Source organism: Streptomyces sp. NPDC030893, from assembly GCF_055571535.1.
In genome coordinates this window covers 103408-116655 of sequence record NZ_JBVIFC010000010.1, presented here as the reverse complement: position 1 = coordinate 116655, position 13248 = coordinate 103408, and the positions used below count along the sequence as shown (strand labels likewise).

11 protein-coding genes and 2 pseudogenes are annotated in these 13248 nt (G+C 74.2%); 5 read left to right on the top strand and 8 right to left on the bottom strand.

All coding sequences use genetic code 11. From position 1 onward, the window contains the following. Window positions 1-2: 2 nt before the first annotated feature. From ACZ434_RS20070 to ACZ434_RS20055, 4 genes are all read right to left on the bottom strand, one after another. Window positions 3-662: a response regulator gene (locus ACZ434_RS20070; protein ID WP_468457609.1), complete on the bottom strand. Its 660-nt coding sequence runs from the start codon at window positions 660-662 to the stop codon at window positions 3-5. Next, window positions 650-1921, bottom strand: a complete 1272-nt coding sequence (locus tag ACZ434_RS20065) for a sensor histidine kinase (RefSeq protein ID WP_468457607.1) — start codon at window positions 1919-1921, stop codon at window positions 650-652. The genes ACZ434_RS20070 and ACZ434_RS20065 overlap by 13 nt, the downstream gene beginning before the upstream one ends. Before the next feature lie 1172 nt (window positions 1922-3093). Next, the gene (locus ACZ434_RS20060) at window positions 3094-5619 is read right to left on the bottom strand and encodes an FtsX-like permease family protein (RefSeq protein WP_468457605.1); all 2526 of its coding nucleotides are present in this window, start codon (window positions 5617-5619) and stop codon (window positions 3094-3096) included. Window positions 5620-5622: 3 nt separating this feature from the next. Next, the gene (locus ACZ434_RS20055; RefSeq protein WP_468457603.1) at window positions 5623-6387 is read right to left on the bottom strand and encodes an ABC transporter ATP-binding protein; all 765 of its coding nucleotides are present in this window, start codon (window positions 6385-6387) and stop codon (window positions 5623-5625) included. A 292-nt stretch (window positions 6388-6679) separates the two neighbouring features. Here ACZ434_RS20055 and ACZ434_RS20050 point away from each other — a divergent pair, with 292 nt between their 5' ends. Beyond that, a complete protein-coding gene (locus tag ACZ434_RS20050; RefSeq protein WP_468457856.1) occupies window positions 6680-8161 on the top strand; it encodes an MFS transporter in 1482 nt (493 codons plus the stop codon). 12 nt (window positions 8162-8173) lie between these two features. Continuing rightward, window positions 8174-8506, top strand: coding sequence for a putative quinol monooxygenase (locus ACZ434_RS20045; protein WP_468457601.1), 333 nt, complete (start codon window positions 8174-8176; stop codon window positions 8504-8506). A gap of 6 nt (window positions 8507-8512) precedes the next feature. Here the strand turns inward: ACZ434_RS20045 and ACZ434_RS20040 are convergent, their stop codons facing one another. Together ACZ434_RS20040 and ACZ434_RS20035 are read right to left on the bottom strand one after the other, a co-directional pair. Then, entirely contained in the window at window positions 8513-9385 is an 873-nt protein-coding gene (locus ACZ434_RS20040) for an endonuclease/exonuclease/phosphatase family protein (protein WP_468457599.1), read from the bottom strand. A 134-nt stretch (window positions 9386-9519) separates the two neighbouring features. Beyond that, window positions 9520-9927, bottom strand: coding sequence for a hypothetical protein (locus ACZ434_RS20035; RefSeq protein WP_468457597.1), 408 nt, complete (start codon window positions 9925-9927; stop codon window positions 9520-9522). Here ACZ434_RS20035 and ACZ434_RS20030 point away from each other — a divergent pair. Together ACZ434_RS20030 and ACZ434_RS20025 are read left to right on the top strand one after the other, a co-directional pair. After that, a pseudogene (locus ACZ434_RS20030) lies at window positions 9922-10089 on the top strand (sigma factor); the annotation flags it as partial. The gene ACZ434_RS20035 and the pseudogene ACZ434_RS20030 overlap by 6 nt on opposite strands. Then, a pseudogene (locus ACZ434_RS20025) lies at window positions 10037-10249 on the top strand (FAD-binding protein); the annotation flags it as partial. The pseudogenes ACZ434_RS20030 and ACZ434_RS20025, both read left to right, overlap by 53 nt. A 59-nt stretch (window positions 10250-10308) precedes the next feature. Here the strand turns inward: ACZ434_RS20025 and ACZ434_RS20020 are convergent. Both ACZ434_RS20020 and ACZ434_RS20015 read right to left on the bottom strand, forming a co-directional pair. Further along, entirely contained in the window at window positions 10309-10623 is a 315-nt protein-coding gene (locus ACZ434_RS20020; protein WP_468457854.1) for an alpha/beta fold hydrolase, read from the bottom strand. Window positions 10624-10978: 355 nt separating this feature from the next. Continuing rightward, entirely contained in the window at window positions 10979-12463 is a 1485-nt protein-coding gene (locus ACZ434_RS20015) for a PTS transporter subunit EIIC (protein ID WP_468457595.1), read from the bottom strand. A gap of 256 nt (window positions 12464-12719) precedes the next feature. On the opposite strand from ACZ434_RS20015, the gene ACZ434_RS20010 reads away from it, so the two are divergent. Continuing rightward, window positions 12720-13229, top strand: coding sequence for a nucleotide triphosphate diphosphatase NUDT15 (locus ACZ434_RS20010; RefSeq protein ID WP_468457593.1), 510 nt, complete (start codon window positions 12720-12722; stop codon window positions 13227-13229). The last annotated feature ends 19 nt before the right edge of the window (window positions 13230-13248 follow it).

The following is a 13248-nucleotide window of genomic DNA, read 5'->3' as shown; positions in this document are numbered from 1 at the left end:
GGTCAGTCCCGGCGCCTGGCGTCCTCGAGGTAGTGCAGCACGGCGGCGACGCGCCGGTCGGTGCGGTCGGTGGGCGCGAGATCGAGCTTGGCGAAGATGTTGCGGATGTGTTTGTGGACGGCACCGTCGCTGACGACGAGCCGTTCGGCGATGGCCGTGTTGCCCAACCCCTCGGCCATCAGCGCCAGTACGTCCCGCTCGCGGGGGCTGAGCCGTTGCAGCCGGGCGTCCGGCCGGGTGCGGGTGAGGAGCTGGGCGACGACCTCGGGGTCGATGGCCGTACCGCCGTCCGCCACCCGGTGCAGCGCGGTGAGGAACTCCTCGACCCGTCCGACCCGTTCCTTGAGCAGGTAGCCGAGCCGGGCGCTGCCCTGGGCGAGCAGGTCGGTGGCGAAGGCCTGTTCGACGTACGCGGACAGGACGAGGACGGCCAGCTCCGGTCGGCGCCGCCGGGCCTCCACGGCCGCCGTGATCCCCTCGTCGGTGTGGGTGGGCGGCATCCGTACGTCGACGATGGCGACATCCGGCTTCTCCGCGTCCACGGCGTCCAGGAAGGCGTCGGGGTCCCCGGCCGTGGCCACCACGTCGAGGGACTCGGCGCGCAGCAGCAGCGCCAGCCCCTCGCGCAGCAGCGCGTCGTCCTCGGCGATCACGATCCGCATGGCAGGGTCACCTTCAGGGTGGTCGGGCCGCCGGGCGGGCTGGCCAGTTCGAGTGTTCCGTCGTGCGCCTCGGTGCGGCGGCGGATGCCGGTGAGCCCGGACCCGTTCCGCTCGTCGGCGCCTCCGCGGCCGTCGTCGTGGATCTCCACGCGCAGCCGGTCGTCCAGGCGGCGTACCACGACAGCGGCCTCGCGGGCGCCGCTGTGCCTGGCGATGTTGGTGAGGGCCTCGGCGACCACGAAGTACGCCGTCGCCTCCACCGCCGCGGCGCACCGGCCGGGCACGTCGGCGTCGAGGTGACAGGGCACCGGGCAGTCGGCCGCCAGGGCGGTGAGGGCGTCGGGCAGGCTGCGGTCGGCGAGGACCGGCGGGAGGATGCTGCGGACCACGCCGCGCAGTTCGGCGAGCGCCTGCTCGGCGGCGTCCTGGGCGCGCGCCAGGACGGCCTCGGCCTCGCGGGGGTCGCGGGTCAGGGCGCGGCGGGCCGCTCCGAGCAGCACGGTGACGGCGACGATGCGGTTCTGGGTGCCGTCGTGCAACGCCCGTTCCACGCGCCGCAGTTCGGTGGCGTGGGCGTCGAGGGCGGCGGCCCTGGTGGCGGTGAGCTCGGCGACCCGCAGCACCAGGTCGGTTCCGGGGTCGGGGGTCAGCAGCCGCCGGCCGGGCCAGGCCTGCAACCGTGCGAGCGCGGGCGTGCACGCCAGGATGACGCCGGCCCACACCACGCCGAGCAGCATGATGAACAGGGCGCCGGGCCAGTCGCGCACGGTCCACCAGCCCACCGTCGCGGTGGCCGCGCTCTCCGGCAGGAGCCGCCAGAACAGCGGGAAGGCGACGTCGTGCGCCGCGTTCAGCGGCAGCGTCGCCCCGACCAGCCCGAGGAACAGGCCGAAGAACGCGTGCGTGCACACCCACCGGACCTCGCGGCGGACGCCACGGTCGGTGACGGCGGCCCGCAGCCCGGCCGGCAGGGGCGCCGGGCCGATGATCTCCGGGCCCCAGCGTGAGAGCCGGGTCCGCTCCCGGTCGGCGACGGCCCGCACCGCGTGCAGGGCGGACGGCAGCAGCCACAGCCCCACCCCGACGAGACAGGCGAGGGCGGTCAGGGCCAGCCACAGCGTCGCGAGCAGCGCGAGCAGGCCGGTGCCCATGCCGCCGATCAGATGCTCCAGGGCGTCCAGTGCCGCCCGGGCACGCGCGGCCGCGGCCCCTGCCCACCTCGGCCCGCCCTGCGCCGGGCGGTCGCCGGTCACCACCATCCGCACCTCCCAGGCACGGAGGATAGAACGCCCGCCCCCGGGCCCACCCGGCCACCCACCCACCGGTGCCCGGCGGGCCCCTCCCGACCCCCCGAACCGGCCGCAAACAACCCGCCTCAGGAACAGCCCGGGGCCTCCCCCGGCCGGTGAGGCCCCGGCACCCCCGACCCGAGACCGACCGGGACCACCCCGTGCCCGGGACCGACCGGGACCACTTCCGGTCCCGGACGGTCCCGGGAACCGGACAGGACCACTTCCGGTCCCGGACAGGCCGGGGCCACCCCCGGGCCGAGCCCGGCCGCCGGACACACCCCCGTCACGGCATGCGCCGGAGGCGCCCCCACCGGATGACGAACCGAGAACACCCCCGGCCCGGGACCGCACAGGGACATCTCCGGCCCGTGAACGACCGGAGACACTCCCGTCCTGGGGCCGACCCGAAACACCCCCGTCCCCGCGAACGCCGAAGGTGCCCCCACCGGAAGACGAACCGAGAACACCCCCCGCCCAGGACCGCACAGGGGCGTCACCGGCCCGTGCACGACCCGAGACACCCCCGTCCCCACGAGCACCGAAGGCGCCCCCACCGGAAGACGAACCGAGAACACCCCCGGCCGGGGACCGGCCCGAAGCACCCCCGGCCCGGGACCGCTCCGGGGCGCCCCCGGCCAGGGCCCGGGTGCCGGAGGCGCCTTCGGCCCGGGATCGGACAGGGGCGTCCGCGGGCCGGGCCCGAGTGCCGGAGGTGGTTTCGGCCCGGGAGGAGGCGGGGGCGTCCGCGGCCCGGGCCCGAGTACCGGAGGCACCTCCGGCCCGGGACGGGGCGGAGGCGTCCGCGGCCCGGGCCCGAGTACCGGAGGTGGATTCGGCCCGGGAGGAGGCGGAGGCGTCCGCGGCCCGGGCCCGAGTACCGGAGGTGGATTCGGCCCGGGAGGAGGCGGAGGCGTCCGCGGCCCGGGCCCGGGTGCCGGAGGTGGATTCGGCCCGGGACGGGGCGGGGGCGTCCGCGGGCCGGGCCCGGGTGCCGGAGGTGGATTCGGCCCGGGACGGGGCGGGGGCGTCCGCGGGCCGGGCCCGGGTGCCGGAGGTGGATTCGGCCTGGGATCGGACCGGGGTGTCCGCGGGCCGCGGGCGGGCGGAGCCGGTCGTGGATCGGGGCCGGCCGGTGGGGCTCACTCGCGGATGCCGATGCCCTCGACCGGTGGGGTGCGCAGCAGTCTGCCGACGGGAAGCACCGTGGCGACGAGTGCCAGCGCGATCGTCCCGGCGACGATGGCGGCCGCCCCGGCGGCCGGAACGTGGGGGACGCGCTGCCCGGAGACGGCGTTGACGATCGTGGTGAGGGTGACGGCCGCGATCGCCCCGCCGATGAGGAGCGCCACGCCCAGCAGACCGGCCTGTTCGGCGTGCACCATCCGCTTCAGCTGGCCGCGGGTGACCCCGACCAGGCGCAGCAGGGACAGCTCCCGGGTGCGGGCCAGGGCGGCCATGACGAGGGTGTTGGCAGCGGCCAGGACCGCGTAGCCGACCAGGACGGCGATGAGCAGCTTGTTCAGCCAGCCGCTGATGGCCACGTCCTGGGCGAGTTCACCGGTGAGCCGGTCGGTGTCGACGACCGCGGCGGCCGGATAGCGCTGGGCGAGCTCGGCCAGCGCGGCGCCGGTGTCGGCGTCCGGTGCGGTGCTGATGAGCACCTGGTCGTCGAGTCCGGTGACGGTGTGCCCGGCGAGGGTGCCGGTGTGGAGGGTGACGTCGCCGAAGCCCCAGCCGCGTTCGTACAGGGCGACCACGCGCAGGCCGACGGGCGTTCCGTCGCCGAGCCAGAGTTCGGCCTTGTCGCCGATCTCCCAGCCCGCGGCGTCCGCCTGTGCGGTGGACACGGCCACGGTGTCCTCGCGCAGTTCGGCGAGGCTGCCCGAGCCGACCTTCAGGTCCAGGGTCCGTTCCACGCCCTCGGGGTCGATGCCCTGGGCGACGACGGCCATCGGCTCCATCTCCCCCGGCACCACGACGGAGGTACGGCGCACCCCGGTCGCGGCGACCACCCCGGGGATCCGGCGGGCCTCGGCGGTGGCGGAGGCGGGCAGTCCCGCGCCGCCGGTGAGGGCGTGCTGGGCGAGGATGCCGTCGCGGCTCTGCACCACGGTCTGCCGCTGGAGGTTGTCCTGCAGGAACCAGACGGTGCCGCCGAAGCCGACGGAGAGCACCAGCGCGGTGAGGACGGCGACCATGCCGCGGGCGTTGGCCCGCAGGTTCGCCGCGGCGAGGTAACCGCTGTCGCCCCACACCGTGCGCAGGACGGGCCCGAGCAGCCGCGCCGCCGCCTGGTTGATCCAGGGCGCGAGGAGCGCGACGCCCAGGACGAACGCGTAGAGCATGCCCATCGCAGCGCCCAGTGCGGTCTGGCCGTCGGTGGCTCCGGTGAGGCCGGTCAGGGATACCCCCAGGGCGAGGCACACCAGGCCGCTCACCACCCGGGTCCTGCTGCCGGGGCCGCGCTCGACAGCCGCTTCCCCGAGGGCCTCGGTGGGCCGGATCCGGGTGACGCGCAGCGCGGCGATCCACGCGGCGAGCAGCGCCACGGCGGCGACGGCGACGGTCACGGCGGCCCCGGACAGCAGCCCGCCCCGGACGGCGAAGCCTTCGGGCACGAACCCCCGGGACACGAGTTCGTCCCGGATGAGCCCCGTGGCGAACAGTCCGGCGGGGACACCCACGACGGCGGCGAGCAGACCGAGCAGTCCCACCTCGGCGAGGAGCATCCGCCGTACCTGGCCCGGGGTGGCCGCGACGGCGCGCAGCAGGGCGAGGTCGCGCCGCCGGTGCCGTACCGACAGGCCCACGGTCCCGGCGACGACGAAGACGATGATCATGGCGGCGTAGCCGCCGAACGCGCCGCCTGCCTGGAGGGTGAAGGCCCGTGCGGCCCCGGCTTCGGGCTGGGCGGCCAGTCCGCGCTCGTCACCGGTGTAGAGCTCGGTGCCCGCGGCGTCGGCGACGCGGCGCACTCCGTCGAGTACGGCGGCGCGGTCGGCGTCCGGTTCGGCGATGACGCCGATGGCGTCGAACCGGCCCCCGCGCGGGTCGAGGGCGGTGGCGTGCGCGTCGGTGAAGAACAGCGCCGTCTCCTCCCCGGACGCACCGTCCGTCTCGACGACACCGCTCACCCGGTACGGCCTGCTCTCTCCCCCGGTGACGATGTCCGTGGTGTCGCCGGGTCCGAGCCCCGCGCGGCCGGCGAGCCGGGCGTCGAGGGCGATCTCCCCGTCGGCGCGCGGCGGCTCGCCGGACGTCAGCCGGTACGGGGCGAGCGCGGCGCTCGCCCAGCCGTGGCCCGTGGCCGGCACGTCCGGGGCGGCCAGGGCGGTGACCGCGATCGAGCGGTCGCCCACCACGCGTGCCACGCCCGGCACTTCGGCCAGTTCACCGGTCAGCTTCCCGGGGACGCTGCCGCGTTCGGGAAGCGCCACGGTGGTGTGCTCGGTCTCGCCGAACATCGTCGTGGCCACGTTCAGTTCCCGGTCGGCGACGACGGCGAGCGTGGCGTCGTAACGCCCCGGCTGGCCCTTGTACCGCCACCCCGACTCCACGAGCAGGGCGCAGGTCATCAGGATCGCGACGCCCGCGGTGAGCGCGACGAAGGTGGCGGTGAAACTGCCCTTGCGGAAGCGCACCATCTGCGCGGCGAGGTGCAGCACGGTTCAGCCCTCCCGGCTCGCGACGGGCTGCCGGCGGCCCAGCAGTGCCAGGTGTTCGGCGATCCGCTCGGCTCCGGGCTGGGCCATGTCCCGTACGATCCGGCCGTCGGCGAGGACCATCACGCGGTCCGCGTAGGACGCGGCGACCGGGTCGTGGGTCACCATGACGACGGTCTGCCCGCTCCGGTCGACGGCCGACCGCAGCAGGGCGAGGACCTCGGCCGCGGTCTGGGTGTCCAGTGCCCCGGTGGGCTCGTCGCAGAAGATCACCTCCGGACGGGTGACGAGCGCCCGGGCGATCGCGACGCGCTGCTGCTGGCCGCCGGAGAGCTGTGCCGGCCGGTGCCGCAGCCGGTCGCCCAGTCCGACCCTGCCGATCACCTCCGCGACCCAGGCCGGGTCCGGCCGGTGTCCCGACAGCCGCGAGGGCAGCATGATGTTCTGCTCCACGTTCAGCGCACCCACCAGGTTGAACGCCTGGAAGACGAAACCGACCCGGCTGCGGCGCAGCTCGGTCAGCTGCTTCTCGGACATCGACGACAGGTCCGTGTTCCCGATCAGCACCCGCCCGGAATCCGGCCGGTCCAGCCCCGCCGCGCAGTGCAGCAGGGTGCTCTTGCCGGAACCGGACGGTCCCATCACGGCCGTCGCCGTGCCGCGCATGAACACCGCGCTGATGCCGTCCAGCGCCACGACCGGCTGGTCACCGCCGTACGTCTTGTGTACTTGGTCGAGGCTGACGGCGACGTCGGCCGGGGTCACTGACATGGTGAGGTGCCTTCCGGGCGGAACTCGTTGGGATCCCCACGACGGTAGAAGCCGCGGGCCCCGCGAACCATGCAGCCAGCGGCCCGGAAAAGGTGGTGCAGGCGCTACCGTCGGCTGCCGCGGACACCGCCGGCGGCCTCCGCCGGTGCCGCGGTGATCGAGTGGTGGGGGCCCGGACGCGCGCGTACGGTCGAACGGTGGAATCCCGAAAGGGCGACCCCGCATGACCGGTGGTCCGCGTCCGGCCTCCGCGCCGCAGCACACCGCCCGTGACACGGGCGGCGGGAACGCGATGGCCCTGCTGGTCATCGCCTCGTGCCAGCTGATGGTGGTGCTGGACATCACCATCGTGAACATCGCGCTGCCGCACATCCAGCGCTCCCTGGACTTCTCGACCACCAGCCTGTCCTGGGTGGTCAACGCCTACACGCTCACCTTCGGCGGGCTGCTGCTGCTCGGCGGCCGGGTGGGGGACATCCTCGGCAGGCGGCGGGTCTTCGTCTTCGGTGTGCTGCTCTTCGCACTGGCGTCGCTGCTGGGCGGGTTCGCCCAGAATCCGGGCCAACTCCTGGCCGCACGCGCCCTCCAGGGGGTGGGCGGCGCCATCGCCTCGCCGACGTCCCTCGCCCTCATCAGCACGACCTTCCGCGAAGGGCCCGAACGCAACCGGGCGTTCGGGGTGTTCGCCGCGGTGTCCGCGGGCGGCGGTGCGATCGGGTTGCTCGCCGGCGGCATGCTGGTCGAGTGGCTGAACTGGCGGTGGGTGCTCTTCGTCAATGTCCCGATCGGGCTCCTCATCGCCCTCGCCGCCCCGCGCTGGATCAAGGAGTCGCAGCGCCACCCGGGCCGCTTCGACCTCACCGGCGCCCTGACCTCCACCGCCGGCATGGTGCTGCTGGTCTACGGGTTCATCAGGGCCGCCCAGGACGGCTGGCGGGACGCTCTCACGCTGGCCTCGTTCGCCGCGGCCGTCATCGTCCTCGCCGCGTTCGTGCTGGTGGAGAGGCGGTCCCGGCAGCCGATCACGCCGCTGCACATGTTCGCCGACCGCAACCGCGCGGGCACGTACGGCATCATGCTGTGCCTCGCGGCGGCGATGTTCGGCATGTTCTTCTTCCTGACGCTCTTCGTGCAGAACGTGCTGGACTTCCAGCCGTTGCAGGCCGGGCTCGCCTTCCTGCCGGTCAGCGCCGTCATCGCGATCGGTGCGGGGCTGGCCTCGCGTTTCCTTCCCGTGTACGGGCCCAAGCCGTTCATGGTGGTGGGTGGCGTCCTCGCGGCGGCGGGCCTGGCCTGGCTCACCCTGACCGACGTCCACTCCACGTACGCGGGCAGCGTCCTCGGGCCGATGCTGGTGTTCAGCCTCGGCATGGGCATGGAGTTCGTGTCCCTGACGCTCATGGCGCTCTCCAACGTCGCCGTCCGGGAGACGGGCGCCGCCTCCGGCCTCCTCAACGCCACCCAGCAGGTCGGCGGCTCGCTCGGACTGTCCATCCTGGTCACGGTGTTCGGCACGGCGAGCAGCAACGAGGCGGAGAAACAGATACCGCGCTTCCTGCAACAGGCCACCCCCGCCGAGGTCCTGCGGTTCCGGCGCACCGGGGAGCTGCCGGCTCCCTGGGCGGACGAGGTGCTCACCGCGGGTGTCTCCGCCGCGTTCATCACGGCGGCCGTCTTCGCGGTACTCGCCGCGCTGATCGCCGTGCTCGCCATTCAGGTACGCCCCTCCGACCTGCAACGCCTCCAGGGCGGTGCGGGGCCGGGTCCGGGGTGAGAGAGGAGTCCGATGATCTTCATCACCGCCAAGTTCCGGGTCCGTCCCGAGTACGCCGACCAATGGCCGCACATCACCGCGGATTTCACCGCGGCGACCCGCGAGGAGCCGGGCTGCCTGTGGTTCGACTGGTCGCGCAGTGTCGAGGATCCGACGGAGTACGTCCTCGTCGAGGCGTTCCGCGACGACGAGGCGGGCGCGGCGCACGTGGGGTCGGCGCACTTCGCGGCCGCGCGGCGCACCCTGCCGCCGCACCTGGTCGAGACACCCCGGATCGTGAACATGTCGGTACCGCAGGACGACTGGTCGGAGCTGGGCGAGATGAGCGTCTCCGCACCGGAGTGACCCGTCTCAGTGGCCGCGCCGGGGCACCTTCAGGTCCGCGACCACGGGCCGGTGGTCGGACGCCTCCGTCGCCACGGTGCGGCCACCGGTCACCCGGATGCCGGGTGAGACGGTGACCAGGTCGATGCGCTTGACCGGGTCGGCCGCCGGGTAGGTGGCGCCGCCGTCCGGGGCCGCGTCGCGCAGTTCGCGCCACAGGGGCGCCAACTCGGGTGCGCCGGGCTCGGCGTTGAAGTCACCGACGAGAACCTTCGGTCCGCGGTCGGCGGCCAGCACGGCGAGCATGTCCGCGACCTGGGCCGCGCGGACCGAGGGGTCGGCCCGGTGGTCCAGGTGCGTGGAGTAGACGTGCACCTGTGCGCCCCGCACGTCGACGACGACCTCGGCGAAGCCGGGTGCCGGGGCCGGCACCGGGTCGGGCGACTGGGTGGAGAGCCGGGTGATCTCGTGGTTCTCGGCGTGGAGCACCGGGTGGCGGCTCAGTACCGCGACGCCGAACCGGCGGCGTTCGCCGTCCTCGCCGGCCGGCTCCAGGTCGTAGATCGGGGCGAAGAACACCCGCATGCGCAGCTTCTCGGCCAGCGCGCGTGCCTCGTCGGCGAACGCGCTGCGGGCGCCCCAGTGCACATCGACCTCCTGGAGACCGATCACATCGGCGCGCAGACCGCGGAGGGCGGCGGCGGTGCGGTCGAGGTCGAAGACCTGGTCCTGTCCCGCTCCGGCGTGGATGTTGTACGTCGCCACCCGCAGCGGGACCGCCGGGGCGCGGGAGCCGGGGGCTCCGGCGTGGGCGGTCGCCGCGGGGGCGGTCGCTGCCAGCAGCACGGCGGCGGCGGCGAGTACGGCGGCGGCACGGACGGGGCGTCGGAATCCAGGCATGCCTTCTCCAGGTCACGTCGGGGTGGACCGGTACCGGACGGGTGGGCCGCGTGACCGGGTGTCGGGGTCACCCGCAGCATGGAAGCACAGCTTCTCCGTGCCCACCGGGCTTCGGCGCGGTCCGGGTCCGGAAGTCAACTCCGTTCGGGGCGCGGGCCGGTGGCGGGCAGGTCCCGGATGAGGGCGAGCACCAGGCCGGTGGTGCGGTCGAGATGGCTGCGGCCGTCGGGGCGGTGCGCCGTGACCTTTCCGGCGCGCCGGGCCCGGTTCCAGCCGCTGCGCCGCAGCAGCCGCCGGCGCTGCGGGCAGAGCCAGGCGCAGACCCCGTTCGAACCGGTCGTGGGCGCTGGACCGGACAGCCGTGCCGTCTGTGACAGGGAGCGCCCGGCGCGTGCGACGCGATCGCCGGGCGCCGGGAAGGCCTGGCGCGGTGCGCTCCACCAGGCCCGACGCACGGTGCGCGGGCGCGCGTCCCGCGGGCGCGGGCGGGTGGGGCGGCGCGTGGCATGGTTGCGCCGGAGGCGGAAGGGACGGTCATGCACGCTGGGGACGAGGGCGATCACCTCGACCGGGCGACACGGGACTTCCTCGCGGCCCGCCCGCGGTTGTTCGGCATCGCCTACCGGGTGCTCGGCAGTTCCGCGGAGGCCGAGGACGTCCTCCAGGAGACGTGGCTGCGGTGGCAGAACACGGACCGGGGCCGGAGTCCAGGTCGCCGTGGAGGCCGGCGCCCGGCTGCGCGACCCGGAGCTGGTGCGGTTCCACCCCTCCGGGATCATCGAACCGGAGAACGCGGCCGGCACCCTGGTCAGCGAGGCCGCGCGCGGTGAGGGCGGCATCCTGCGCACCGCCCTCGGCGAGCGCACGGCGCCCCCGCCCCCGATGTCGGGGGATCCGGGGCCACTTCGCGTGTGGCCGTCCGGTCAGCCGGCCGCGCGGGCAGCCTCCAGGACGATCCGGGCCACGTCGTGCGGACGGGAGACGCCCACCGCATGCGACGCCCGCACTTCCACGGTCCGCGCCTCGGCACGCTCGGGCATGTGACTCCGGGCCTCCGGAGGGATGGTGAGGTCCTCGGTGGCGATCACGGGCCAGGACGGGACGCTCCGCCAGGCGGGTTCGCCGGCGGCTTCCTCCAGCGCCGCCGCGGTCACCGGCCGCTGCGTCACCGCCATGAGCCCGGCGGTGTCCGCCGGGACGTTCGCGGCGCACTCCTGGTGGAACGTGTCCTGCCGGATGTACAGGTCCGCTCCCGGGGAGCCGTCGGCAGGGTGACCGGTACGGGGCGGAGGGCTTCACCGAGTGTGCTGCCGGGGAACCGGCCCGCCAGGCCGAGGGCGCTCCCCCTTGTCCGGCATGAAGGCGGCGACGTGGCCGGCACCGTGTGCCGCTCGCGTGATGACCGCTCCGCCGCAGGAGTGGCCGACCTCGCACGACACCGTTCCAGCCGGTGGAGTCGGCGAACGTGCCGTGGACGAGGACCACGGTCGGCTTGCCGGACCGCGGGGAGTGCCGGGTGAAGAGGTGACGGTTCATGTCGGGGCCTTCGGGACGCCCGCCGTGAAGGACGGGCGAGGGGTTCCGCTTGCACCCTCATGACCGGGGGGCGGTGGATCGCGTGGCATGACGGGAGGCTGCGGCGTCGCCGCGCGGCGCGGCGGGGGACGCGTTCAGTTCCGTGAGCATGCTCTTCGTGAAGCCGAAGCAGTAGGTCGCGACGAAGCCCGCCAGGTAGCCGACCACCAGTCCCGCGGCGTAGACGGCGACCGTCCGCCCCAGCCCGTGGGTGCCGTCGAGGAGCGGGAAGAGAGCCCAGCCCGAGGGGCCGATCGCGGTGGAACCGACGTCCGTGCCGAGCTGGTTGAGGAGACCGACGAACGCGCCGCCGAAGGCGCCGCCCGCGCAGGCGGTGACGAACGGACGGCCCAGGGGCAGCGACACACCGTAGATGAGAGGCTCCCCGACGCCGAGGAACCCGGGCCACAGCGCCGACTTGATCGTGGTGCGGACGGAGGTGTTGCGGGACAGCCGCACGTAGACCGCGAGCGCGGCGCCGACCTGACCCGCGCCCGCCATCGCGAGGATCGGCAGCAGGACCGTGAAGCCCGCTCCCTCGATCAGCGTGGTGTGGATGGGGATCAGGGCCTGGTGCAGGCCCAGCATGACCAGCGGCAGGAAGAGACCGCCGAGGAGGAACCCGGCGCCCGCTCCGCCGTGGGTCAGCAGCCAGTCGGCGGCGTCACCGATCCAGGTCGACACCGTACCGGCGAGGAACATCAGTCCGAACAGGGTCGCCAGTCCGGCCACGAGCACGGTGACGGTGGGCGTCACCAGGACGTCGACGGACTCGGGCACCCGGCGGCGGCACCACTTCTCGACCTGGACGCCGAGCCACGCGGCGGCCAGCGCGCCCAGCACACCGCCCTGTCCCGGGGAGAGGTGCCGGCCGAAGGCCTCCACCTCGGCCACTCCGGCGTAGACGATGATCGACGCGAGGGCACCGCCGAGAATCGGTGTGCCGCCGAACTCCTTGGCCGTGTTGTGGCCGACGAACACGGCGATCAGTGCCATGAACCCGGAGGCCATGGCGGTCAGGGCCGGCGTCACCGCGGGCAACCGGTGCAGGTTGACGAGGAGTCCGTTGAGGCCCGCGATGATGCCGCAGCCGATGAGCGCGGGGATGAGCGGCACGAAGATGCCGGCGATACGGCGCAGGAACAGCTTGAACGGTGTGGCGTTCTTCGCCTTGCGCTCCGCCCGGAGCGCCGCGCCCTGCGACGCGAGCCCTTCGGCCGTGACGGGTCCGCTCCGGCCCTTCCCCTCCTCGACCAGCGAGGCGAACTCGGGGGTTACACGCGCGACCGTGCCCGGCCCCAGCACGATCTGGTAGGTGTCGTCCTCGACGACCCCCATGACCGCCGGCAGTGCCTTGAGCCGCTCGTCCTGGACGAGGGACCGGTCGTGCAGCCCCAGCCTGAGCCGGGTCATGCAGTGGGCCACCGACGTCACATTGTCCGCGCCCCCGACCAGGGGGAGGAGGGCGGCAGCGGTGGCGTGATGCTTGTTCTCTTCGCTCATGGTGCGCTCGTGCCTTGCTGTGTGGGGGGGCGGTGCGTCGGACGGCTGCGGCTTCGAGGGCTTGCGCGGTCGGGGTCGGAGACCAGGGGACAGGGACCAGGGGTCAGGGGTCAGGTCAGGGGTCAGAGGTCGAGATCGTCTCTATCACGCGTACCGGCTCACTTCGGCTGGGACGCCCGGCTCCCGCCCCACGTCCCCGGCCCGGAACGCACCGGGCCGGGGGCGGGCCGTGTCCGGCGCGGTGTGGAATGGGGAGGTGAACACCGACGAACACGGCGCCGAGCGCGCCGAACGCGCCCGCCCCACGCCCCAGAGCCTGACCGGAGTCGGTCTGGCCGTCCTCGACCCGGTCGGCCGTGTCCTGCTCGGACTCGGCCACGACGGGCGGTGGGAGCTTCCCGGCGGCAAGGTGGACCCCGGGGAGGACTTCGAGACCGCCGCCGCACGGGAGTTGACCGAGGAGACGGGACTCTCCGTCCCCGTGGCGGCCGTACGGGTCCTGGCGGTCCTCGTCGACGGCCTGCAGGGCCTCACCCGGATCACGGCCGCGGCGGTCACCGAAGGGGCGGTGGGCGCACCCCGGGTGACCGAACCGGACAAGATCGTGCGCTGGGAGTGGTTCGCGCGCCAGGAGGTTCCCTCCGCGCTGTTCGCCCCGTCCGCCTCGGTCCTGGACTGCCTGTGGCCCGAGGCAACTCCCCGAGGGGCGGCAGAAGTACGCCATTACCGGGTGGCCGGCGACGTCGCGCAGATCACAGCCCCCTAAATATGAATGGGCGATACCA

What these genes read in the sequence shown, in the direction of transcription:
- ACZ434_RS20070 (WP_468457609.1), bottom strand. Translation starts at nt 662, where the DNA reads ATGCGGATCGTGATCGCCGAGGACGACGCGCTGCTGCGCGAGGGGCTG.
- ACZ434_RS20055 (WP_468457603.1), bottom strand. Translation starts at nt 6,387, where the DNA reads ATGTCAGTGACCCCGGCCGACGTCGCCGTCAGCCTCGACCAAGTACAC.
- ACZ434_RS20065 (WP_468457607.1), bottom strand. Translation starts at nt 1,921, where the DNA reads ATGGTGGTGACCGGCGACCGCCCGGCGCAGGGCGGGCCGAGGTGGGCA.
- ACZ434_RS20040 (WP_468457599.1), bottom strand. Translation starts at nt 9,385, where the DNA reads ATGCCTGGATTCCGACGCCCCGTCCGTGCCGCCGCCGTACTCGCCGCC.
- ACZ434_RS20015 (WP_468457595.1), bottom strand. Translation starts at nt 12,463, where the DNA reads ATGAGCGAAGAGAACAAGCATCACGCCACCGCTGCCGCCCTCCTCCCC.
- ACZ434_RS20045 (WP_468457601.1), top strand. Translation starts at nt 8,174, where the DNA reads ATGATCTTCATCACCGCCAAGTTCCGGGTCCGTCCCGAGTACGCCGAC.
- ACZ434_RS20050 (WP_468457856.1), top strand. Translation starts at nt 6,680, where the DNA reads ATGGCCCTGCTGGTCATCGCCTCGTGCCAGCTGATGGTGGTGCTGGAC.